Below are 20,693 nucleotides of genomic sequence, written 5' to 3'. Positions count from 1 at the left end.
ATACCTTAATTTATATTCACTTAGCCCACAAGAGGCAGATGAGATCGTCAAATCAGCCAAACCTTTGTTATCCATTATTCATTTATGTACACAAAGGCGACCTGCGTTGGTTCCGCAAGTCCAGTTCGCGGCGCTGGTCCAGGGCCCGGCTGGCTACGAAGTCGATACTGAGGTCGCTACCCGTTTCCGGTATGTCGGGAAAGGTAGTTGCGTCCGGCACGAGGCCGGACGCAACTACCTGTTCACGTCAGATCGAAGCAGGTTCGGGGGCCCGACCGAGGTGGCGGGCGAAGAACCGGTCCGAGCTGTCGCGCTCGTAGTCGGGCACCGGGTAGTGCCGACCCGAGTGGGCGTGCAACGTCTTCTCTTTCGAGCCGAAGGCGTCGAACAACGCGATCGCGGTTGATCGGTCGAATTGTTCATCGTCCCAAGGAATCCGGTACTCGACCGGGATGGTGATCCGCCGTGCAGCTTCGACGAGAGCGTCGTCTACGAAGACGCCACCGAAGCACATGGCGGCAATCCTGGGTTCGACCGGCGCCAACAGCACGCCCGTGACGACACCCAGCGACACGCCGCCGTAGCCGACCGGCGCGTCCACGCCGATCTCCGGCAGCGCCTGCAGGGCGTCCAAGGTCGCCTGCCATTCCGGCACCGCACGCTCTGCCAGCGATCTGTTGAACTCGATGACGATCGGGGCGATCGGCTCGCCCGCCGCAAGGGCCTGATGGATCGCGTCGGCCCTTTGTTGGTCCTGGCGGTTGCGCGGCCGGTCACCATGTCCGGGCGCGTCGATGGCGGCGACGGTGTACCCGTTGGTAGTGACGCTCTGGAGCGCACTGGCCACGAGCCCGGGCGCCTTCTTGTGCATACCGCCGGTGTGCCCTGCCAGAAGCAGCGGAGCGCCGACAGTTCGGGACGTGGGCGTCCAGAGCACGCCGGTGATCTCGTCGAGAGTGAAATTACGTTCGAGGACACCGTTCGACGATGTCTCAGAGGTGAATGGCATGGTATTGCCTTTCGGGGGTGCCGTTTGTTCAGGCGCTCCCGGCGACGTCTACGTCAATCGCCGACCGTGCACACGAGTGGGAGCGCCCACCTGGTTACTGCGTTCATGGGTCTCACCTCCTTGCGTGATTTCACGGTCCCGCGCACGGTAGCAAGCCAAACCGAAACCCGTCCAACCATTTTCTGCCTGGTCGCGAAGGTGCGACGGGGGCCCAGCGAAATCGGACGAGAATCGAATCGGCGAGGTGTCGAGATCGCCGCAGCGGCTCCGTCTCAGAGACAGCAACACCACGAGGGAACGACAACAGGGAGGAACAGTCATGGAACCGAACGAGATCTCCGAGGTCCTGAACCGGCCGCTCAGCCGGGAGATGCTGGCGCGCGATCTGGCGAGGTTGGCGTATGTCGCCAAGGACGGCACACCCCGCAGCGTCCCCATTGCGTTCACGTGGAACGGTTCGCAGATCGTGCTGTGCACGTCGAAAAACGCCCCGAAATTGCATGCATTGCGAGCGAACCCGATGGTGGCTCTCACGATCGACACCGAAGTTCACCCACCGAAGATCCTGCTGGTGCGCGGCCGAGTGGAGCTGGACGTCGTCGAGGGCATCCCGGAGGAGTACCTCACGATGAACGGCACGTACGAGATGACGGCTGAGCAGCGAGTCGAATGGGAGGCGGAGGTGCGTTCGCTCTACGACGGCATGGTCCGGATCGTGGTGACTCCGACGTGGGCGAAATTGATCGATTTCGAGACGACGTTGCCGAGTGCGGTCGAGGAATTGGTTCGTGAGCGTGCGGAGCGGCAGAACGCCTGAGTGCCCGGGCTCGAACTCATTGTGTCCGCCAACGCATTTCGACGACTGTGCCGTGATCGGTAGTGGCGATGGCAATCTTGTCGGAGATGGCCCGCATCAGGGGAATTCCGCGGCGCCGCAATTTCATTGGGTCCGGAAGGGGCTCGTGCCAATGGCCGGAATCGGACACAATCACTGTCAGACAGTGCAATTCGGAGTCGTAGTCGGCGGAGATGTCGGCGGGGCCGGGTTCGGCCCAATCCGAATACGCATGCTCGACAACATTTGCCAGCGCCTCGTTCGCGGCGAGAACGCAATCGTCGAGCATCTCGGAATCGGCAACGACATGTTCGCGCAGCCATGCGTGCAAACGAGCGCGCAGGGTCGCGACACCGAGTGGGCTCGAGGTCGGTTCTGCGGCGCGAAAGTTAGACATCTTCAACTTTGTTCGGTTCGGTCCCGATCGACGTTAGAAGTACCCCCTTTGCGCCAGTTCAATCGGACAAGTTAAATCCGTCGCCGTGCTGACCAGCTGATACCTCGGAACTTCAAGAGATACCGAACGTTTCGTGCGAGCTCGAAATGGGTACCGATGGATGATGCGCCACGCAGGCGCGATGCAAACTGAAGGAGTTGACATGGCTGACGAAAACAGTGGACCCGCCGAAGGCGTGAAGGGCGCAGTCGAGGGCGTCAAGGGTGCGGTCAAGGAAGCTGCTGGAAACGTACTCGGCAACGATTCATTGGCGCGCGAAGGCGAGGCGCAGCAGGACAAGGCCGAGAATCAGCGCGAAGCAGCAAAACGTGAGGCGCAGGCAGAAGAAGCACGCGGAGAAGCGAAGATCGACGAAGCAAGGCAGCGCGCCGAGCAATAACGCCCCAAGAGAAGCGAGTTGTCATGGCAGCAACGAGTACTCACACCGCGTATCGGATCGTCGAAGTTGTCGCGAGTGTCGTCGGAAGTATGGCGGCAGGCGCACTCGTCACGCGCCTCTGGTCGCGGTTCGGCTCGGATCATGAAGGACCACCGCAGCCGCAGGACCTATCGCGCTCGGTGTCGATAGTGCTGCTTGCGGCGGCTGCGCAGGGTGCCACCATTGCGGTGATGCGAGCAATGACTGCGCGCATCACGGCTCGCGGTTATCGCAGCGTCGTCGGCGATGATCCGCCGTTGCGTTAGGAATACTACTGTAGCTCTTGATCTTTCGATCACTCGCACTCGGGTACGGCCCGGGTGCGAGTGGTCATCCCGGGTGTGAGTGGTCATTGTGCGGGTGGTGCTTGGACGCCGTCGCCGAGCGGTGTCGTGCTCACGTGTGCGATCGCGCACCCCGGGCACAGGGTGAAAAGCTCCTCGAAAAGCCAGCCGTTGATACGAGCCGATGTGATCGCGTCCCGCGCCCGGGAATGCGACTCGAAACGACGTCCGCAATGAGCGCAGACCGGCAGATCGACATCTGTCGCCACTGACCTGGGTTCACTCATCGGCGTCGCTCAGGGGTCCGCTGATCATTTTCGACTCTTCTCCGCGGCATCCGGTGACGCCGGCCGTTCCGATGTGACTACCCGATTCGCAGTCTGTCTACACATGGCCGGCCCGTGAGCCCGGCGATCACGAGTGGATGGTTCGGGTGTGCGGCGTGTCGGCGACCTCCTGTTCGTGCTCGCCAACGAGCGGGGGCCAATCGGGTTTAGCCGACCGCCTTTCGGGCTATCCAGCAGTGGTTCGCTCACCAGGAGGATGACTTGACGGCCGTTGTGATGGCAGAACGCCCGCGCTCTCCTATGAGCGTCGTGGATGTGCAGGACGATTCGCCTCGATCGGTAACCGTGGCGGAGGCACCCGGGAAAGCGGCTCGGAGCAATTACCCAGTGAAAGCGCCCGCGCGCGGTGGGCGCCGGTCCGATGAGTACAACGATGTGGTCGAGCGGTTCGCCGAACTGGCCGAGTTGGACAGGGCCGATCCGCGGCGCGCGCTGGTGCGTGACCAGATCATCACGCGTTGCTTGCCGTTGGCCGCTCATATTGCGCAGCGGTTCAGCGGGCGCGGCGAAGCCGCAGACGACTTGATGCAGGTAGCGCGGATCGGGCTGGTGAACGCCGTAGACCGGTTCGATCCCCACTGCGGCAGCGCGTTTCTGGCGTTCGCCATCCCGACGATCACCGGCGAAGTGCGACGGTACTTTCGTGACGCCGCATGGGCCTTGAAGGTGCCGCGGCGAATGAAAGAACTGCACTCCGAACTCGCACAGGCGACCCGCGATTTGTCTCAGGCACTCGGACGTGCACCGACGATCAGTGAGCTCGCCCGGCATCTCGATCGCGATCCTGCCGAAATCTCGGAGGGCCTGCAGGCTGGGCAGGGTTACAAGGCCATGTCGCTGGATGTACCGGCCGGCGCGGGAAACGACCAGTTGCCGCTTGTCGACGTGTTGGGCGACTACGACCGTGCGCTCGAGGCGGTCGAAGATCATGAATCGCTTCGGCCACTGCTCATGGGTCTATCGGAACGGGACCGGACCATAGTGCTGTTGCGATTCTTCGACAACTGCACCCAGACTCAGATCGCGGAGCGACTCGGCATCTCACAGATGCACGTGTCGCGCATCCTCGCTCGGACACTCGCGACCCTGCGCACACAGATGCAGGATTGATCGTCGGGGCCCTGATGAGCTACTTCGCCGGCGAACCGGCACCGAACCAACGTTGAGCCTGGTCAGGTCACGACAAAGAACTCGTTTCCTTCCGGGTCGGTGAGTGCGACACCGCCCGCTGGTTGGACAACACCCAGGCGCACTCGAGATCCCGCGGTGTTGATCTCGGCAACTCGAACAAACTCCACCCAGAATCCGGGCTTCTGCCGAAGCGACGCAAAGTCGGCGCGCTCGCGTTCCACCGGTAGGCCAAGTGCGCGCGACCAGAACTGCGCCAGCGCAGGTGGATTCAGCGAGTCGATGACAACGGCCGCGATCGGACCGGTGTCGGAGTACTCGTCGCGAGGCTCCAGTACGCAGAACTCGTTGCCCTCCGGGTCGGCCAGCACAACCCACGGTACCGACCCTTGGCCGATGTCGACCGCAACCGCGCCAAGGCGTAGGGCCCGCTCGACGATCGTCTTTTGGTGGTCCGTGGTCGTGGACGCCAGATCGACGTGGATGCGGTTCTTTCCCTGCTTTCGCGATGGAGTCGGCGAGAAGAGCAACCCCACGTCGCCGCGGAGGGCAACTTTCACCGCCTGGTCGCGGCGGCCTTCACTCGGAAGTTCGAGCAAGGAGGACCAGAACCGGCTCAGCTCTTCGGGATCCGCCGAACCGATCATCACGTCGCGCACTCTGCCGGTCATCGACTGACGATAGATGGTGGCGCCTGACCGGCGTTATCGTGAACCATGAGTAGCACGCGAGTACCGGGCGGGGTCGTGCACAAGCTACCCGCGGATCTGCGGGAAGCGCTGATCGCCAACGACACGGCTATGGCGGCGTGGCAGGACATCACGGCCCTGGCGCGCAACGAGTTCATCTGCTGGGTCGAGGATGCCGAGAAAGACGAAACGCGACAACGACGAATCCGGCGGACCCAGGAGGAGTTGGAGGAAGGTCAGCGTCGCCCCTGCTGCTGGCCGGGGTGCAAGCACCGCGAGCGCACGGGTGCATAGTCGTTGAGAAGCCCTACAACACCGGATCCGGCGGTAGCGGATCCGGACTCGGTCCCGGTGGGTTGGGCGTAGGGTTCGGCGGTTCCGGCACCGGGGGCTGATCCGGTCCCGGGGCCGGGGGCGGAATCGGGTCCGGGCGCGGTGGTTCTGGGTCTGGCGGAACTGGCGAAGTCATGGTCGTCGCTTTCTGTCGATCGTCGAGAAGGCATACCCCGCGGCCGTTGCTCCCGAAACGAAGCCCAGGGAACTGCCGGAGTTCGCCGTCAGCGGAACCTGGCGACAGGCTCGGCATCGAAGGGCGACAATGGAGCATGGCCGAGATCATTCCGCTGCACAGGGAGAAGAAGGCCGGGGAGAACAAGCCCGTCGCCGAGGTACAGCCGCTGTGGCGTGAAGCGTTGGGCCGCAGCTTGCGGACCACGCGCGCGGAGCAGGGTGAGCGCCTCGTCGACATTGCTGATCGTGCCGGAATCTCGCCCCAGTACCTTTCGGAAATCGAACGGGGACGCAAGGAACCGTCGAGCGAGATGATCGAGGCGGTTGCGGGCGCGCTCGGTACGGACCTCGCCGGTGTACTCGGGCGGATCGCGTCGGATCTGCATCGGGCCCGGCCTGCAGCAGCAGGGCCGGTGCTACTGCTGCAGGCCGCCTGATCGCTAGCCGCGCTCGTCGAGTACCTGGTCTGCCAGCCCATAGTCGATGGCGGCCCGGGCAGTGAACACGCGGTCGCGGTCGGTGTCACGGCGAAGCGTCTCGACGGCCTGACCGGTGTGCCTTGCCAGAATCTCTTCCAGATCGCCGCGCACGCGCACTACCTCGTCGGCCTGCAGGATGAGGTCTGGGATTGTGCCGCGCCCCTGCGCTGCGGGCTGGTGCAGCACGACCCTGGCATGCGGCAACACCGAGCGCCGGCCCGCTGTGCCGGCCGCGAGCAACACCGCCCCGGCGGCGACTGCCTGCCCAACGCACGTAGTCGCGACCGGCGCCTTGATGAATTGCATCGTGTCGTAGACCGCCAGCATCGCGGACAGATCGCCACCCTCGCAGTTCACATACAGATCGATCTGCGCGTCGGCGTTGTCCGCTTCGAGGTGCAGCAACTGTGCGATGAGCGCATTCGCGACGCCCGTGTCGATGGGAGTGCCGAGGTAGACGATGCGTTCGGCAAGCAGATGCGAGTAGACGTCCATGATCCGCTCGCCGCCCGCATTGCGCGTGATCACGTTGGGAATGGTGTAGGTGCTCATCACCGGACCCCGGCAAGTCCGAAGCGATGCATGCGAATCGGCAGCACCTGGCCGAGATCGGACACGATGTGGTCGATGAACCCGTAGTCGAGTGCCTGCTGCGCTGTGAACCAGCGGTCGTGCAGCGAGTCGTTGAAGATCGTTTCGCGGTCGCGTCCGGTGTCCTCGGCGATGAGCCCCAGCACGGTGTCGCGCGTGTGGCGCAAATCGTCTGCCTGCACTTCGACTTCGACGGCGGAACCGCCGATACCGGCCGACCCCTGATGCATGAGGATGCGCGCGTGCGGCAGAGCGTAGCGTCTGCCCGGTGTACCCGCCGAGAGTAGGAATTGTCCTGCGCTGCAAGCGAGTCCGAGGGCGAGCGTCGTGACATCGCATGGAACGAGCCGCATGACGTCCCTGATGGCGAGCATCGCCGGTACCGAACCGCCCGGGGAATGAATCCACAGCGCGATGTCACGGTCAGGTGTGTCCGCCGCCAGCGACAGCATTTGCGTCGCGAGGACCGTGCCGTTGTCGTCGTCCAGCGCGCCGTCGAGTACGAGGACGCGTTGATCGAACAGTCGGGTGCGAAGTTTGGCGTCGAGTTGGGGAGGCCGTTCGGGAGTGGTCATGTTTCGACGATGACGCACGAACGGTGGCTTCGCTGCTCGTGCTGCCGTCAGCAGAACTGCTGTCGGCAGATCGAACTAGGCGTCTTTCCTGGATCGATCGCTACACTACGCTGAAAGCGATGCCGAGAGAACGGAATCAGATGGTCGAGGAGCGAAAGATCCGTCGTCGCCGCGCAAATGGTGAGGAGTCACGCCGCAGGATCCTCGATGCGGCGGTCGAGGTCGCGAGCGAGCGGGGTTACGAGGGCACGAGCATCGCTATCGTGAGCGCGCGCAGCGGTTTACCCGCGAGTTCGATCTACTGGCATTTCAAGGACAAGGACGAGTTGATCGCGGCCGTGATCGAGCGCAGCTTCGGAACATGGCTGACCGCAATGGATATCCCTGACGGTGACGGACCGTTCGCGCGGATCCGGGCAATGACGGCCAGCGTCGCCAAGGGCCTGCTGGAATCGCCCGACTTCCTGCGGCTCGGGTTGATGCTGGGCCTCGAGCGACGTCCCGAAGAGCCCAGTGCCCGTGCGATGTTTCTGGAGGTGCGCGACACTGCCTTTCGGAACCTGACGACGTCTGTGCGCGAACTGCTGCCCGCACTGGACGACGCCGCGATCCGACTGTTGGTCACCTACGCGATGGCAGGCGCAGACGGCATTTTCGTCGCCAAGGAGATCGGTGGCGATTCGATCGACATTGCCAGGCTGTTCGACCTGCACGCGCACGCCCTCTTCGATTTGGCGGCGCGGTTCGTCGCCGGTGACCTGACGCCCTGAGCCGGGTCAGGGCGGCAGGACGGGTAGCGCTCGTCGCGCCAGTTTGTGCGCTTCGCGGGCGTTGAGGCCGAACATGCGCAGCAGCTGTTCGGCGAGGTCGTCGATGTCGTCCTCGCCGATTGTGTTGCCCTCCTGGCCGAGGAGGTGAAGCAGACCGAGCAGCGCCCCACCTGTTGTCGACAGTGCGACAGCAACATTCGCGACTTTGAAACGCTCTGCGTCCACGGCACGTTGCAGGTCGCGCGCGGCGCGGGGAGCCAGCCCGATCGGCGAGTCGAGGAGAACGAAACCGGTCCTCGAGACGACGGCGGCGGTTTCGGGGTTCGTCAGTCCCAACCTGCCCGACATTCGCACAGAGATCGCGAAGACTTCTGCGGGGTCGTCGACTCCCGCGACGACTTGATCGAGCAGTTGGCCCCAGTGTTCCAGGACCTCGTTGAGTGCGGCGTCGAAGAGATCCTGCTTGCCTTCGAAGTAGTTGTAGAAGGATCCGAATCCCACGTCGGCAGCATCGGTGATGTCTTGAATGCTGGAGTTCGTGGCAGTTCCGGCGGCGAGCATCCTGCGCGCCGCGTCGACCAGGGCCTGGCGTGTTCGCGCTTTACGCCGCTCCAGCCGAGTCAGGGGCTGACCGGATGCGTCCGATTCGGTCGACGGATTCTCTACTGTCATGACAGTCCCTAGGTTGCAGCCGGGCGATCGCTTCGATTGTCGCAGGCGGCAGGTCGCATGGTTGCACAACACGTTTCACGACGGGGCGACGAACTTGACGGCCGCGCGCACCACCCGCCGTTTGATCGCTCGGCGCGCGTGCGCCACGTAGTTGGGTGAGGTGAGCGTGGGCGCAGTTGCGAACCGCGGAAACAGAGCTGCTGCGTTGTCGCGGTCGATTCCTAGCGCTGAGTCCGACGTTGCGGCGTAGGTATCGAGTCCCGCAGCCATGTACTGCACAGCGGCGCCCGGTGCGAACGGCCAATCGCTGCCGAACAGGACGTGGCCGGGTGCCGCGAATGCGAGGAGGCTAGGGAGGGCTACGGCACTGGCGGACAAAGCGGTATCGAAATAGAAGGTCGAGAAGTCCTCGAGGATGTCGAGCAGGCTGCGCCCCGTATCGGCGAACATTCCCAGCGCCATGCGATGTGACGCGTAGGGTACGAACCCGCCGCCGTGGCTCAGGACGAACCTGATATTCGGATATCGTCGACGAACCCCGTTGCGCACCAATAGATATGCGGCACGAGTCGTGTCGAGAAGGAAATCCGCTGCGAATGGCGGGATGCCGGGAACCGCCGGCCCCGGCAGGTCCGCGGGGTGGATGAACGCGACCGCGTGTCGGCGATCGAGTTCTGCGAACAAATCCTCGTGCTCGGGTCGGCCGAGGTAGGCGCCGCCGTTGTTCGCCAGTAGCACCACGCCATCCGCATTCGATTCATCCAGTGCGCGAACGGCTTCCGCAGTTGCCTGTTCGGTATGCGTAAGCGGAACGGACGCGAAGAAGCCGAACCGATCGGGTCGGTCTTTTGCGACCTCCGCAGCGAAGTCGTTGACGTCGCTCGCGACTCGCACGGCTTCGGCGGCGGTCCGTGCCGGCGTCGTGCCTGGGGTGGAGATCGACAGAATTGCGCTTGCGGTGCCGACGTCGTCCATCGTCCGGAGCGCGGCAGCGATGCTCCAGTCCGGAAGTGTCCGTCCGCCCGCCGCGTCGACGCCGTGTGAACTCAGCCAGGCCACATAGTTGGGCGGCAGCAGATGCTGATGGACGTCGATTCTGTTGCGGGCATTGGTGAATGGGTGGGTTGGCATGCTGCCTTCCGGGGTTTCTGATCAATCCTTGACCTTCTGACGAAGTCATCATACTGTAGCAATCACTACGGGAACAAGCGAGAGAGGTTCGACGTGACCGAAATCCAGTCCTACGACGTTGCCATCGTCGGTTACGGGCCGACCGGTGCAACCGCGGCAAACATCCTCGGCCAAGCCGGATTGCGCGTCGTAGTCATCGAACGCGACGAATCGATCTACTCGCGTGCGCGCGCCATCTCGACCGATGAAGAGGTGGTCCGGATTTGGCAACGCGTCGGCCTGGCCGAGCGGCTCAAGGAGGACATGCTCTCGGACAAACCGATCGACTTCGTCGACGAGGCCGGGCGGTCGTTCCTCAGTCTCGCGCCGAAGTCGCGCGGCAACGCGCACCCGCCACAGCTGTTCATCTATCAGCCGGCGCTGGAGCAGGTGCTTCGCGACGGCGTCGACCGGTACAAGACTGTGGACATTCTGCTGCGGCACGAATGCATGCGGGTCCACCAAGACGCCGACGGCGTGGAACTGCTCATCGCGGACCTGCGGGCCGACACGGTGAAACGCCTTCGCGCCACGTATGTCATTGCAGCGGAGGGTGGTTCGAGCCCGGTGCGCGGGCAGTTGGGTATCGGTTTCGAAGGGGAGACCTACGAGGACCGCTGGGTTGTCATCGACACCGAGGTGCTGAACGAGTGGCCGACACACGACCGCCTCCGCTTTCACTGCGACCCGAAGCGGCCTGCGGTCGACTGTCCCACGCCGCTGGGGCACCACCGTTGGGAATTCCCCGTGCTGCCGGGCGAAGACGAGGAGGAATTGGTCTCCGACGCCGCGGTCTGGCGTCTGCTGCACGCCCAAGGGATCACCGAAAACGAAGTCAAGGTCTTGCGCGCCGTTGTCTACAGCCATCATGTGCGCTTCGCCGACCGGTGGCGAGTCGGCCGCATCTTCCTCGCAGGAGATGCCGCGCATGTGATGCCGCCATGGATCGGTCAGGGCATGGCGGCAGGGGTGCGAGACGCCGCCAACCTCTGCTGGAAGATCGCCGCCGTCGTCAATCGCGAAGCGTCGCCGAAGATCTTGGATTCCTATGCGGCCGAACGCAAACCACACGTTCGAGAGGTCACCAAGCGTGCCGTCTTCTTCGGGCGGGTGATCACGGAACGACGTCGATTCCTCACCGTTCTTCGGGACCCGGCCTTCCGGATCGGAATGCGCCTACCAATCCTTGGCAACTACCTCAGAGATGCGGGGTGGTTCCCTGCCGCGCACTATCCGTCGGGTCTGCGTGCCGGTCACGGCGCAGCGGGATCCCTACCACCGCAGCCCTGGGTGCTGGACGAGACCGGCGAGCGCCGACGACTGGACGACGTCATCGGTCCGCGTTGGGTGCTGTTGCATGTGGGCCCAGCGTGGCAGTGGGACAACTGGACCGCCGCGGGAGTCGAGTCGGTCGAATTACGTTCTGCTGCAGCCCCCGTCGCTGCCAACTCCGTCGTCGATCTCGACGACGTTCTCACGACCTGGATGACCCGGAAAGGCGCAAACGTTCTCGCCGTACGTCCCGACGGGTTCGTATACGCGGCCGCACGACGTGGTCGTCCGCTTGCCGCGCCGCCGGCCCAACTCGTTATCCGCTCCGACACAGAGAGTTTCACGAAATGACCACACCAGCCCTGCAAGAACACACTGTAAGCGTCCGCGGAATCGACATCTTCTACGCCGAGACAGGTACGGGCCCTGCGGTTCTGCTGTTGCACGGCGGCGGACCCGGCGCTTCCGGGGTGCCCAACTACACGCGCAACATCGAAGAGTTGGCGAAGAACTTCCGCGTCATCGTCCCGGACCTGCCCGGCTACGGCCGGTCGACCAAAGGTGTCGACCGGGACGATCCATTCGGCTATCTGGCGAACGCGATCCGCGGTCTCCTCGATGAACTCGGCATCCAGAAGGCTCATCTCGTCGGAAACTCCTATGGCGGCGCGTGTGCGCTGCGGCTGGCGCTCGACACTCCGGATCGTGTCGATCGCATGGTCCTGATGGGCCCGGGAGGGATCGGCACGACGCGTGATCTGCCTACCGCGGGTCTGCAGCACTTGCTCGCCTACTACGGCGGCGACGGGCCGTCGCGGGACAAACTCGAAAGGTTCATCCGCGAAGATCTCGTCTTCGACGGTGCCGCTGTGCCTTCCGAAGTCATCGACATCAGATACCGGTCGAGTATCGATCCGGATGTCGTTGCGAACCCGCCGCTGCGTCGGCCTTCCGGACTGTTCGCGCTACGCACGCTGTGGCGGATGGATTTCACGCGCGACAACCGGTTGTCGGCGCTACAGACACCCACGCTGGTGGTGTGGGGTGCTGCCGACAAGGTCAACCGGCCCGCCGGCGGGAGAATGCTCGCGGAACGGATGCCGAACTGCGACTTGCTCCTCGTCGCGAACACCGGGCATTGGGTGCAATGGGAACGGCCCGCCTGGTTCAACCAGGTCACGCACACGTTCCTCACAGTCACATGAACCGGAATGAGTTGCGGGAGAATGGAATAGGTCACACCTCCTCGGTATTCGGCCGTGTGCACCTCGGCTATGTAGTGATCGAAACGGAGAAGTTCTCCGATTGGATCAGGTTCGGTCGTGATGCAATCGGGATGCACCTCGACAGTCTCGATGCCGACACGATTCGCTTTCGGCTCGACGACCACGAGTGCCGCTTCCTGCTGCGGCGGGGGCCTGCCGAAGACGTTGTCGCCGTCGGGTGGCAACTCGACGATCACGTGACCTTCGACCGGATCGTGTCGCGCGTGCGTTCCCACGGCGTGCTGTTGCGTGAAGGAACGCCGGAAGAGGCGGCATTGCGTGGCGTGGCGCGGCTGACGCGGTTCCCCGGCCCGAAGGGCTTGACACAGGAGATCTTCACGAAGGCGAATGTCGCTGCCGCGCCGCTGGATATCCGCACGAGCGGGTTCGTGACAGGGGAGGGCGGGATGGGCCACATCGCGATCACGTCGAACAAACCGCAGCAGGTCCGCGGCTACTACAACACTGTCTTCGATGCCCGCCTCACGGACTACATCGACGAGACCATCAGCGGGCTCAAGCTGAAGATCCGCTTCCTCCGCGTCAACGAGCGCCACCACTCGGTGGCCATCGCGGCATTGCAGCAGTTGCCGGTCGATCCAATCAGGACCCGCGTTCAGCATCTGAACATTCAGGTCGCCGCACTCGACGACATGACGACCTCCTATCTGCGCGTCGGAGACCTCGGTTTCGACATGGCACTCGCGGTCGGGCAACACACCAACGACAGGGAGTTGTCGTATTACGCGCGGACCCCGTCGGGCTTCGAATGGGAAGTCGGCTGGAACCCTGTCGTGGTCGACGAGAACACCTGGGAGCCAACGACTCACAAGGGGATCAGCACCTGGGGGCACAAACCCGTCGGGCAGACCGTCGTCGACAAACTCGGTCAGTTCAAGCTGGCCGCACAGTCGTTGCGGCGCTCCGAAGACGTGGTTCCCGCGCTGGCCGGACCCGGTATTCCCGACGACTGATCAGCCAACTGCTCGCGGTCACTGTGCTCGCCCAACTAGAATCGAGAGCGGCGATTCGCGAGGCAGGCAGATGTCCGAAGAGAACCAGGACAGTACACAGCGGCAGATTGTGTCGAATCTCGAAACCGAGCTAGCGGCCGTGGGTTTCGAACACGCGCGCTTGGTCGGTCGCGGTGGCTTCGGCGCCGTCTACCGCTGTCGCCAGCCGTCGCTGGACAGAGTTGTCGCCGTGAAGGTGCTCGATTCGGCTCCCGAGGACGTCGACCGGGCAAGGTTCTTTCGCGAACAGCTGGCCATGGGCAGGTTGTCCGGGCACCCGAATATCGTTCATGTCCTCGAGTCCGGTGTTACCGAAACCGGCCGACCTTTCATCGTCATGCCTTTCCATCCCCGCGACTCTCTCGAAGTGTGGGTACGCGAAAACGGTCCGCTTTCGGTGGCCGATGCACTCGATGCCGGCGTGAAGCTATCGGGTGCCCTGGAAACGGCGCACCGTGCCGGGGTGTTGCATCGGGATGTGAAGCCGGCGAACGTGCTGCTGTCCGAGTACGGCGAGCCGCAGCTATCCGACTTCGGGATCGCGCGCATCGCGGGTGGCGACGACACAACTCGCGGCGTCCTCGTCGGGTCGCCCGCCTATACCGCTCCGGAACTGTTGCACGAGGGCGAGCCGTCCGTGCTGTCGGACGTCTACGGGCTTGCGGCGACGTTGTTCACGGCACTCGACGGGCGTCCAGCGTTCGCTCGCAGACGGGGCGAGCACCTCATGTCTCAGCTGCGGCGGATCGGTGCCGAGCCGCTTCCAGACCTGCGCGGGAAGGGCGTTCCCGATCCGTTGTGCACGGTCATCGATCAGGCACTCGCGCGCGTCCCGGAGGATCGGCCGCGCTCTGCCGCAGAATTCGGGTCGCTGCTGCGCGCGGTCGGTGAGGAACTGGGGATGGTCGTCGCCGACCTCCCGGTGCCGTTGAGTCACGAACGAAAGGCCGGTCCTTTTCGCCTCACGGGCATAGTTGCCGACGAGTACATGCACAGCGGCGGCAGAACGCCGGGTGGTCGGCCGCCGTCCGCATCGACCAGGTTCAGGCCGCCCGTCATCACCCACGCGATGGTCGCGCGACGGCACCTCCTGTCGACAATTCGCGAGGCCGGTCGTGCCCGTCTCGTGCTCATCCATGGCCCTGCCGGCTTCGGCAAGACGACGCTGGCTGCGCAGCGGATCCAGGAACTCGAGCGGGAAGGTGTCGCGACCGCCTGGTTGTCCATCGACGAGGACGACAACACCGTCGCTTGGTTTCTCGCACATCTGGCAGAGGCAGTCGGCCGTGTCGAGCCCGCGGTGGCCGCGGAGATGCGGTCCGAGCTCGACGTGCCGGGAGAGGACGTCGCCCGGCATGTGCTGACGTCGCTGATCAATCGCCTGCACGAGGCAAACGTCGCAGTTGCGGTCGTGTTGGACGATTGGCACCGCGTGACGAGCGATTCGACGCGCAAGGCCGCAGCGTTTCTGCTGGATCACGGTTGCCATCACCTGCAGCTGATCGTGACGAGCCGCAACAGCCTGGGGTTGCCGCTCAGCACGATGCGCGTGCGTCGCGAACTCGTCGAGATCGACTCCAGTGCATTGCGATTCGACGCCGACGAGTCCTCGGAACTCTTGGTCGATCACTGTGGGTTGGCGCTCGCCGAAGACGATGTGCACGAACTGGAGATGTCGACGGACGGCTGGGCCGCGGCCCTGCAGTTGGCGTCACTGGCATTGCGTGACCATCCCGACCCCCATTCCCTGATCAGCCACATTTCCGGGCGGCACAGGGCGATCGGGGAGTACCTCACGGAGAATGTGGTCGACGGGCTGGAGTCGCGGCTCCTCGACTTCGTGCTGACGACGTCCGTGACCGAACGGCTGTGCGCCGGGTTGGCGCGAGCGTTGACCGGCGAGCGGCAGGCGCAGGCGTTGCTGGAGGAAATCGAGCAGCGGGACCTGTTCCTTTACCGCCTCGACGAGGATGGGGAGTGGTTTCGCTATCACCACCTGTTCGCCGATTTCCTCCGCCGCAGACTGGAACGCGATGCTCCCGATCGAGTAGCCGAGGTGCATCGTGCTGCGGCGCAATGGTTTACCGGCCACGACATGGTCAGGCAAGCTGTCGACCACTGGCTGCTCGCGGGTGACGCAAAGCGCGCGGTCGACCTTGTCGAAGACGTCTCGATCGACTACCTCGAACGCTCGGATATGTGGACGCTGATCGGATTGGCCGACAAGCTGCCGGAAGCAGCGCTCCGCAGTCATCTCGCACTACGGATCAACGTCGCGTACGCGCATGCGATCCTGCATCACCGCGAGGACGCCTTGGCGATCCTTCGGCAGGTCGACCTCCTGCTTGCAATCCAGGGCAACGACGAGGAAACCGAGGATCGCCGCACCGAGTCAGCGCTCGTGCGCGCGGCGATCGGCGCGTTCGACGACAAACTCGACGGTATCGCGGAGGTTGTGGCGCGAGCATCCGTCAGGACGACCACTCTTGCGCCCTGGCAACTGTGCGGCACAGCCGATCTAGGTTCGTTCGCCGCCCTTTACGGGTTCGACTTCGAAGAAGCACTGCGATGGCAGCGGTGGGCGATCCCGTTTCATCAACGCTCATCGGGTCCGTTCAGCGAGATATACGGATTCCTGATTTCCGGAATCGCGGTGCGCGAGCAACTGAATCTCGCAACGGCGGAGGCCCTCTTCCAGCACGGTCGCGAGCTCGTCCACGATCTGGGCGGACCTACCACGTATGTCGGTCGGCTCACGGGCTCCCTGCTCGGCGAATTGCTGTACGAGCAAGGCCATCTCACCGATGCCGAACGACTGTTGGACCAGAGTCACACCCTCGGCGCGGAGGGTGGCACTGTCGAGTTCCTGCTGGCGACATATGGCATAGGCGCTCGTGTGAAGTTTCTTGCGGGAACCGAGTCCGAGGCGCGGGAGCTGTTGGACGAAGGCGCCGACGTCGCGGCACGGTTGAATCTACCCCGTCTTGCCGCTCGCGTCGAAAACGAAAGAATCCGTTGCGGATTCGGTCCGACACGCGCGAAGCGGGCGATTGTCGCGAGTGGGCGTCAGGCATTGGCGGAGGTACACAACGGAATACAGATTCTCACCGCCGAACTCGAAGAGGACTCCGCGATCAGGCTCCTGCTTTCCGACGGCGCCGCGGCGGCGGCCTGTGCGCGTGCCGACCTTCTCGTCGATTCCATCGATGCGGCACGTCGCCCACGCGCTTCCCTCTTCGCGAGACTGATCCGAGCGGAGGCCATGGCTGCGGCGGGCAGGGAAGCGGATGCCCGGACCGAGGTCTTGCGGCTGCTCGACGATTGCGCGGACAGCGGCTTACGGCGGCCCTTCCTCGATTCGGGACCACACGTTCGCGACATCGTCGAACGACTCCGGGATCAACCGTCGCCCGATATCGCGCCTCGAACAAAGCTGACAACCTACCTAGCCGACATCGGGTCGACGGACTGAACTCGTCATCGCGTCGGCTTTCCTCGCGCGAGGTCGAGCAGCGTGGGGCAGTGTGCATTGACGAGCACGAGGTCCGGATCGGCTTGTTGCCATAGCTGCGCGAGACGGTTGTGGTTGCCCTGCACCGTTTTCCAGTCGTGGGCGATGACGCGCTCCATCGCGGTGAGGGCAAACGGAGCCTTGCCGCTACCGTCGACCTGGCCGTGGTGATAGAAGCTGTCGCCGACATGCATTATCCAGTGGTCGCCGGCATCGACCGCGACCGCCGCGTGGCCGCGAGAATGCCCGGGCAGGTTGATGAGGACGATGCCGGTCGCAATGTCGGTGAGTTCCTTGGCGCCCGGGAAGCCGCGCCACTGTTCCGTGTCGGAGGGGGTGTGCTCCACGAGGATGGGGTCGTGGATACGGTGGGTGCGTAGGTAGCGCCCCTTTTCGATCAGCCCCTTGGGATGCGTGGCGGCGAAGTTCTCCGCGGCCGTCAAATGTACTTTCGCCCAGGGGAAGTCGGCGAGTCCGCCGGTGTGGTCGGCATCGAAGTGCGTCAGCACGATGTCACGCACGTCCCGTGGGTCGAAACCCAGTGCCTTGACTTGATTTATCGCAGCTTCGGCGGTGTCGAAAGTTGGGCGCACGTAGAATCTGGCCTCGCCGAAACGGCCGGCCGGATCTGCTGCATCGGCAAGTCCCAGCCCGGAGTCGACCAGAGTGAGACTGTTCGGTCCTTCGATGAGCAACACATGGCACACGAGGCCGTCGGGAGTCCGCACCGGTCGCATCGTGCCGCAGTTGAGGCTGTGTACTCGCATGTGTTTCCTAGCCGAGGTCCGGTGCGACGGTGGCGAGCAGACGCGGGTCGGGTTCGCGGCCTGCCATCTGGAGCAGTCCCATGACGGTCTTGCCGAGCTTGATCAGGTCACGCGGGTTCTTCTTGTCGAGGCCGCCGATCAACTGTTTGAGGATCGTGAGCTGGTCGAAGTAGATGCGCTCGACGATCAGATCTTCGTTCTCGTCGAAAATGAAGTATGCGTTCATCCTGGTGCGATGCTTCGAGCCGGTCGCGGGAATCTTGTCCAGCGGTCCGAGATGGGTTCCGAGTAGCCAGAATTCGACGATCACGGCATCGTGGGCGTGCCGGAAGGCGATGATCTCGTGGTCCTGATCGGGGAAGGCGACGCGCGTGTCCGCGTAATAGGTACGCACGTCAGCATTTCCGTCGTGAACGACCATCGGCGCGATGAGTTCGTAGTGCGGGTGAGGGAAGGTCGAGAGCGTTGCGTCCCAGTCCTGCCGCACTTCGTCGTGGAAGTGGTCGAGGACGAGTTTCTCGCGGCGGCGCAGCACATCCTCGCTGGGCAGGGTGAAGCGTGTCGATTCGTGATTCATGCCGTCTCCTGAAAGCCTTTTACCCACATTGTGGGTAAATTGGAGGTTAATCCACGGTGTGGACTTTTGGCAAGGGTGTGCGGCAAAGTAGATGACATGACTCCGGACCCGCTCGATACGTCACCCGGCCGGCGCGGTCGGCCACCCAAAGGCGCGCCCGGGCTCACTCGCGCTGCGATCGTCGAAGCGACGCTGAAAGTCATCGATACCGAAGGTGTTGCGGCAGTGAGCATGCGGTCGGTCGGCCGGGCGCTCGGTGTGGACGCGAAGAGTCTCTACAACCATGTCGACGGCATCGATGGCCTGCTCGATGCGGTCGCCGAACAGATCTTGGGTGGCCTCGGCGTACCGGAACGCTCCGGCGACACACGCGGGGATCTTCGAGCGATCTCGGATTCGTTCCGCGACCTCGCGCTGGTCCATGCGGAAGCGGCGGCCCTCGTACTGACCCGTCAACTCGCATCCTTCGAGGGACTCGCGCCGGTGGATTCTCTGTTGCGCATCCTGATCGACGCCGGTAGTAATCCCGAGGAGGCGGTGCACCTGCTCCGCTTCCTGGTTGCCACCATCATCGGTACCCTCCTGCGCGAAGTCTCGGCGGCACCGACCTTCGGGATTTCCGACGCCGCTGCGATCGGTGAGCGGGAAACTGCTCTGACCGACTCAGGTCTCGCAACGATCCGGGACGCCGCGCCGCACCTGGCCCGCTTCGACCGCGGAGGCGAATACGAATACACCGTCAACCTGGCCATTGACGCCGTTATCGCCCGACTGGGTGCAGGGTCTTAGGGCTCGCGTACTGCCGGTTCCGAGTTGGTTCGCACCCCGACTCGGGAGTCGCACCGAGTTTAGGGCCAGAAAGTCGGTGTGGATCCCGAAAAGGGGTGCGGCGGAGCTAGTTTCGGTGAGGCGGCGCGTCTAACCTTTGCCTCGACCCGCGTCGAGATGTCCGCAATCGCGGTCGTGGTGCAGATGCAGCAGGTGGCCGCGAAGGATTCCGTCGAACTGGCCGGACCGAGTGGTCTGGGCTTCGATCGCCGCGGGTTCGGCCTGCGTCCGTCGGACGCGCACGACGAAAATTGCGACGCTCGCGATCGTCACCATTACCCCAGCGACTTTCAGTGAACCCCAGACGTCGTGTTGGTCTGCGAAGCGCCCGAGGAAGATTCCACCCAGCGGTGCGCACAGTGTGTAGATGATTGCGTAGAGCGCGAACACCGGACCTTCCATCTCCGGGTCGACGCGCGTCTGCACGATCGCTGTGAGGACGGCTTGCGCGAGTGAGAAGAGCAAGCCGAACGGGATGAGGGCGAGCAGTACCAGGAACCACAGCGGCGCGCCCTCGAGCACGTCACCGAACAGGCCGAGGAAGAACATGATGAGGCCGGCGACAAGGAAGGTTCCGTACAGAATTGTCGCCCGGCTGAAGCGCTTGCGGAGTCGGCCGACCACAGCCGCCAAGCCGATCGCACCGACTGCCACTGCGCCCGTGACGATCCCGAGGTTGGTCCCTCCGGAAAGTCCATGCGCGATGGCGGGCAGGAGTTGCGCAATCGGCGCCACGAAGAGGCCGAGCAGGCCTGTCTGGATGAACGCGATCGCGATCGCCGGCTGCCCGCGCACGTAGCGCACCACGTCCCAGAATCCGACCCGTTCGCCGGGTCGAGTGTCCCGCTCGGTCGGCCGCGTCTTCGCGAGGATCACGAGGAATGCGCCGTAGCTGAAAGCGTTGAGCAAGAGCAACGCCCACGGTCCGGTGATGCCGAGCAGGACACCGCCGAGGATCCCGCCCGCGAATGTCGAGGCACTGGCGTAGGCGCTCAACGTACCGTTTGCCTGGTCCAGTTGGTTGGCGGGCACGATGTCTCGTTCGAACTGCATCCACGCCGGATAGTCGAAAGCGGCGACGGCGCCGAGAAGGACGCTCGTCGCAAGGAGCAGCGGGATCGACAGTGCGTCGACGAAGGCCAGCGCAGCCATGGCGACGTACAGTGCGAGCTTGATCACGGTGCAGAAGAACAACATTCGACGATGGCCCGAGCGTGCCGCGACGCGCCCGGCGAAAGTGCCGAGCAATGCGGTGGGCAGGCTGAACGCGGCCGACACCAGCACGGTGTGGATGACGGACTTCGAATCGTTGAACGACAGGTATGCGACCGCCAGGACTGCCATCGTGGACCCCGCCGCCGAGAACAACTCGGTGATGATGAGGCTGCGCACGTAGGGGAGCCGGCGGAAGGGCTGGGCGCTCGTCCCTGGCGAAACCGCCGTACCTTCGGGTTCAGCGGTCATGCCGAAGTTCCCCTCGTCTCGATGCGTGTGCGGACGCAGGCGACTGCGATGGACCCGAGGCT

22 protein-coding genes are annotated in these 20,693 nt (G+C 63.9%); 12 read left to right on the top strand and 10 right to left on the bottom strand.

Annotation, left to right across the window (positions count from 1 at the left end; all coding sequences use genetic code 11):
* Positions 1–247 precede the first annotated feature (247 nt).
* Positions 248–1,009, bottom strand: coding sequence for a dienelactone hydrolase family protein (locus JGU72_RS04135; RefSeq protein ID WP_199682440.1), 762 nt, complete (start codon positions 1,007–1,009; stop codon positions 248–250).
* 319 nt (positions 1,010–1,328) lie between these two features.
* Here JGU72_RS04135 and JGU72_RS04130 point away from each other — a divergent pair, with 319 nt between their 5' ends.
* Entirely contained in the window at positions 1,329–1,826 is a 498-nt protein-coding gene (locus JGU72_RS04130; protein WP_199682439.1) for a pyridoxamine 5'-phosphate oxidase family protein, read from the top strand.
* A 16-nt stretch (positions 1,827–1,842) separates the two neighbouring features.
* Here the strand turns inward: JGU72_RS04130 and JGU72_RS04125 are convergent, their stop codons facing one another.
* The gene (locus tag JGU72_RS04125) at positions 1,843–2,241 is read right to left on the bottom strand and encodes an ATP-binding protein (protein WP_199682438.1); all 399 of its coding nucleotides are present in this window, start codon (positions 2,239–2,241) and stop codon (positions 1,843–1,845) included.
* Positions 2,242–2,443: 202 nt separating this feature from the next.
* Between JGU72_RS04125 and mbp1 the strand changes: the two genes are divergently transcribed.
* The 3 genes from mbp1 (at position 2,444) to JGU72_RS04110 (ending at position 4,460) form a co-directional block, all read left to right on the top strand.
* Positions 2,444–2,680 carry a microaggregate-binding protein 1 gene (gene mbp1, locus JGU72_RS04120; RefSeq protein WP_199682437.1) on the top strand — a complete coding sequence of 79 codons (237 nt, stop codon included), beginning with the start codon at positions 2,444–2,446 and terminating at the stop codon, positions 2,678–2,680.
* A 23-nt stretch (positions 2,681–2,703) separates the two neighbouring features.
* The gene (locus JGU72_RS04115) at positions 2,704–2,985 is read left to right on the top strand and encodes a DUF4235 domain-containing protein (protein WP_199682436.1); all 282 of its coding nucleotides are present in this window, start codon (positions 2,704–2,706) and stop codon (positions 2,983–2,985) included.
* A gap of 692 nt (positions 2,986–3,677) precedes the next feature.
* Positions 3,678–4,460: a SigB/SigF/SigG family RNA polymerase sigma factor gene (locus JGU72_RS04110; protein WP_374101090.1), complete on the top strand. Its 783-nt coding sequence runs from the start codon at positions 3,678–3,680 to the stop codon at positions 4,458–4,460.
* A gap of 62 nt (positions 4,461–4,522) precedes the next feature.
* On the opposite strand, the gene JGU72_RS04105 is transcribed toward JGU72_RS04110, so the two are convergent.
* Complete coding sequence (locus JGU72_RS04105; protein WP_199682435.1) at positions 4,523–5,149, bottom strand: VOC family protein; 627 nt, start codon at positions 5,147–5,149, stop codon at positions 4,523–4,525.
* Positions 5,150–5,194: 45 nt separating this feature from the next.
* Between JGU72_RS04105 and JGU72_RS04100 the strand changes: the two genes are divergently transcribed.
* On the top strand, positions 5,195–5,461 hold the full coding sequence (locus JGU72_RS04100; RefSeq protein WP_199682434.1) for a YdeI/OmpD-associated family protein: 267 nt from the start codon (positions 5,195–5,197) through the stop codon (positions 5,459–5,461).
* A 311-nt stretch (positions 5,462–5,772) separates the two neighbouring features.
* Positions 5,773–6,114, top strand: a complete 342-nt coding sequence (locus JGU72_RS04095) for a helix-turn-helix domain-containing protein (protein WP_199682433.1) — start codon at positions 5,773–5,775, stop codon at positions 6,112–6,114.
* Positions 6,115–6,117: 3 nt separating this feature from the next.
* Here the strand turns inward: JGU72_RS04095 and JGU72_RS04090 are convergent, their stop codons facing one another.
* Positions 6,118–6,708, bottom strand: coding sequence for a ClpP family protease (locus JGU72_RS04090; RefSeq protein WP_199682432.1), 591 nt, complete (start codon positions 6,706–6,708; stop codon positions 6,118–6,120).
* Positions 6,708–7,322: a ClpP family protease gene (locus tag JGU72_RS04085; protein ID WP_199682431.1), complete on the bottom strand. Its 615-nt coding sequence runs from the start codon at positions 7,320–7,322 to the stop codon at positions 6,708–6,710. Before JGU72_RS04085 ends, JGU72_RS04090 begins: the two co-directional genes overlap by 1 nt.
* Before the next feature lie 119 nt (positions 7,323–7,441).
* Between JGU72_RS04085 and JGU72_RS04080 the strand changes: the two genes are divergently transcribed.
* On the top strand, positions 7,442–8,092 hold the full coding sequence (locus JGU72_RS04080) for a TetR/AcrR family transcriptional regulator (protein ID WP_374101078.1): 651 nt from the start codon (positions 7,442–7,444) through the stop codon (positions 8,090–8,092).
* 6 nt (positions 8,093–8,098) lie between these two features.
* On the opposite strand, the gene JGU72_RS04075 is transcribed toward JGU72_RS04080, so the two are convergent.
* Entirely contained in the window at positions 8,099–8,764 is a 666-nt protein-coding gene (locus JGU72_RS04075) for a TetR/AcrR family transcriptional regulator (RefSeq protein ID WP_199682430.1), read from the bottom strand.
* A gap of 75 nt (positions 8,765–8,839) precedes the next feature.
* Positions 8,840–9,895, bottom strand: coding sequence for an amidohydrolase family protein (locus tag JGU72_RS04070; RefSeq protein ID WP_199682429.1), 1,056 nt, complete (start codon positions 9,893–9,895; stop codon positions 8,840–8,842).
* A 93-nt stretch (positions 9,896–9,988) separates the two neighbouring features.
* On the opposite strand from JGU72_RS04070, the gene JGU72_RS04065 reads away from it, so the two are divergent.
* The 4 genes from JGU72_RS04065 to JGU72_RS04050 all read left to right on the top strand — a co-directional run bounded on the left by JGU72_RS04065 (position 9,989) and on the right by JGU72_RS04050 (position 16,956).
* Positions 9,989–11,557, top strand: a complete 1,569-nt coding sequence (locus JGU72_RS04065) for a bifunctional 3-(3-hydroxy-phenyl)propionate/3-hydroxycinnamic acid hydroxylase (RefSeq protein ID WP_199682428.1) — start codon at positions 9,989–9,991, stop codon at positions 11,555–11,557.
* Positions 11,554–12,411, top strand: coding sequence for an alpha/beta fold hydrolase (locus JGU72_RS04060; RefSeq protein WP_199682427.1), 858 nt, complete (start codon positions 11,554–11,556; stop codon positions 12,409–12,411). The genes JGU72_RS04065 and JGU72_RS04060 overlap by 4 nt, the downstream gene beginning before the upstream one ends.
* Positions 12,408–13,445, top strand: coding sequence for a VOC family protein (locus JGU72_RS04055; RefSeq protein WP_199682426.1), 1,038 nt, complete (start codon positions 12,408–12,410; stop codon positions 13,443–13,445). Before JGU72_RS04060 ends, JGU72_RS04055 begins: the two co-directional genes overlap by 4 nt.
* 70 nt (positions 13,446–13,515) lie before the next feature.
* Positions 13,516–16,956, top strand: coding sequence for a serine/threonine-protein kinase (locus tag JGU72_RS04050; RefSeq protein WP_199682425.1), 3,441 nt, complete (start codon positions 13,516–13,518; stop codon positions 16,954–16,956).
* A gap of 5 nt (positions 16,957–16,961) precedes the next feature.
* On the opposite strand, the gene JGU72_RS04045 is transcribed toward JGU72_RS04050, so the two are convergent.
* Both JGU72_RS04045 and JGU72_RS04040 read right to left on the bottom strand, forming a co-directional pair.
* Positions 16,962–17,762 (bottom strand): MBL fold metallo-hydrolase, encoded by an 801-nt coding sequence (locus JGU72_RS04045; RefSeq protein ID WP_199682424.1) that lies wholly within the window; start codon positions 17,760–17,762, stop codon positions 16,962–16,964.
* 7 nt (positions 17,763–17,769) lie between these two features.
* Positions 17,770–18,339, bottom strand: coding sequence for an ester cyclase (locus JGU72_RS04040; protein ID WP_199682423.1), 570 nt, complete (start codon positions 18,337–18,339; stop codon positions 17,770–17,772).
* Between the two features lie 96 nt (positions 18,340–18,435).
* On the opposite strand from JGU72_RS04040, the gene JGU72_RS04035 reads away from it, so the two are divergent.
* A complete protein-coding gene (locus JGU72_RS04035; RefSeq protein WP_199682422.1) occupies positions 18,436–19,128 on the top strand; it encodes a TetR/AcrR family transcriptional regulator in 693 nt (230 codons plus the stop codon).
* 129 nt (positions 19,129–19,257) lie between these two features.
* Here the strand turns inward: JGU72_RS04035 and JGU72_RS04030 are convergent, their stop codons facing one another.
* Positions 19,258–20,631, bottom strand: a complete 1,374-nt coding sequence (locus JGU72_RS04030) for an MFS transporter (protein WP_199682421.1) — start codon at positions 20,629–20,631, stop codon at positions 19,258–19,260.
* Positions 20,632–20,693 lie beyond the last annotated feature (62 nt).

The organism is Antrihabitans auranticaus (assembly GCF_016481275.1).
In the GTDB taxonomy this organism is placed as follows: domain Bacteria; phylum Actinomycetota; class Actinomycetes; order Mycobacteriales; family Mycobacteriaceae; genus Antrihabitans.
Note: the sequence above shows the minus strand (reverse complement) of the source record. Positions and strands in the feature narration are given on the sequence as shown.

Bases quoted from the DNA above. Each gene is read 5' to 3' on its own strand.
- JGU72_RS04135 (WP_199682440.1), bottom strand. From the start codon at position 1,009: ATGCCATTCACCTCTGAGACATCGTCGAACGGTGTCCTCGAACGTAAT.
- JGU72_RS04130 (WP_199682439.1), top strand. From the start codon at position 1,329: ATGGAACCGAACGAGATCTCCGAGGTCCTGAACCGGCCGCTCAGCCGG.
- JGU72_RS04125 (WP_199682438.1), bottom strand. From the start codon at position 2,241: ATGTCTAACTTTCGCGCCGCAGAACCGACCTCGAGCCCACTCGGTGTC.
- mbp1 (WP_199682437.1), top strand. From the start codon at position 2,444: ATGGCTGACGAAAACAGTGGACCCGCCGAAGGCGTGAAGGGCGCAGTC.
- JGU72_RS04115 (WP_199682436.1), top strand. From the start codon at position 2,704: ATGGCAGCAACGAGTACTCACACCGCGTATCGGATCGTCGAAGTTGTC.
- JGU72_RS04105 (WP_199682435.1), bottom strand. From the start codon at position 5,149: ATGACCGGCAGAGTGCGCGACGTGATGATCGGTTCGGCGGATCCCGAA.
- JGU72_RS04100 (WP_199682434.1), top strand. From the start codon at position 5,195: ATGAGTAGCACGCGAGTACCGGGCGGGGTCGTGCACAAGCTACCCGCG.
- JGU72_RS04095 (WP_199682433.1), top strand. From the start codon at position 5,773: ATGGCCGAGATCATTCCGCTGCACAGGGAGAAGAAGGCCGGGGAGAAC.
- JGU72_RS04090 (WP_199682432.1), bottom strand. From the start codon at position 6,708: ATGAGCACCTACACCATTCCCAACGTGATCACGCGCAATGCGGGCGGC.
- JGU72_RS04085 (WP_199682431.1), bottom strand. From the start codon at position 7,322: ATGACCACTCCCGAACGGCCTCCCCAACTCGACGCCAAACTTCGCACC.
- JGU72_RS04080 (WP_374101078.1), top strand. From the start codon at position 7,442: ATGCCGAGAGAACGGAATCAGATGGTCGAGGAGCGAAAGATCCGTCGT.
- JGU72_RS04075 (WP_199682430.1), bottom strand. From the start codon at position 8,764: ATGACAGTAGAGAATCCGTCGACCGAATCGGACGCATCCGGTCAGCCC.
- JGU72_RS04070 (WP_199682429.1), bottom strand. From the start codon at position 9,895: ATGCCAACCCACCCATTCACCAATGCCCGCAACAGAATCGACGTCCAT.
- JGU72_RS04060 (WP_199682427.1), top strand. From the start codon at position 11,554: ATGACCACACCAGCCCTGCAAGAACACACTGTAAGCGTCCGCGGAATC.
- JGU72_RS04055 (WP_199682426.1), top strand. From the start codon at position 12,408: ATGAACCGGAATGAGTTGCGGGAGAATGGAATAGGTCACACCTCCTCG.
- JGU72_RS04050 (WP_199682425.1), top strand. From the start codon at position 13,516: ATGTCCGAAGAGAACCAGGACAGTACACAGCGGCAGATTGTGTCGAAT.
- JGU72_RS04045 (WP_199682424.1), bottom strand. From the start codon at position 17,762: ATGCGAGTACACAGCCTCAACTGCGGCACGATGCGACCGGTGCGGACT.
- JGU72_RS04040 (WP_199682423.1), bottom strand. From the start codon at position 18,339: ATGAATCACGAATCGACACGCTTCACCCTGCCCAGCGAGGATGTGCTG.
- JGU72_RS04035 (WP_199682422.1), top strand. From the start codon at position 18,436: ATGACTCCGGACCCGCTCGATACGTCACCCGGCCGGCGCGGTCGGCCA.
- JGU72_RS04030 (WP_199682421.1), bottom strand. From the start codon at position 20,631: ATGACCGCTGAACCCGAAGGTACGGCGGTTTCGCCAGGGACGAGCGCC.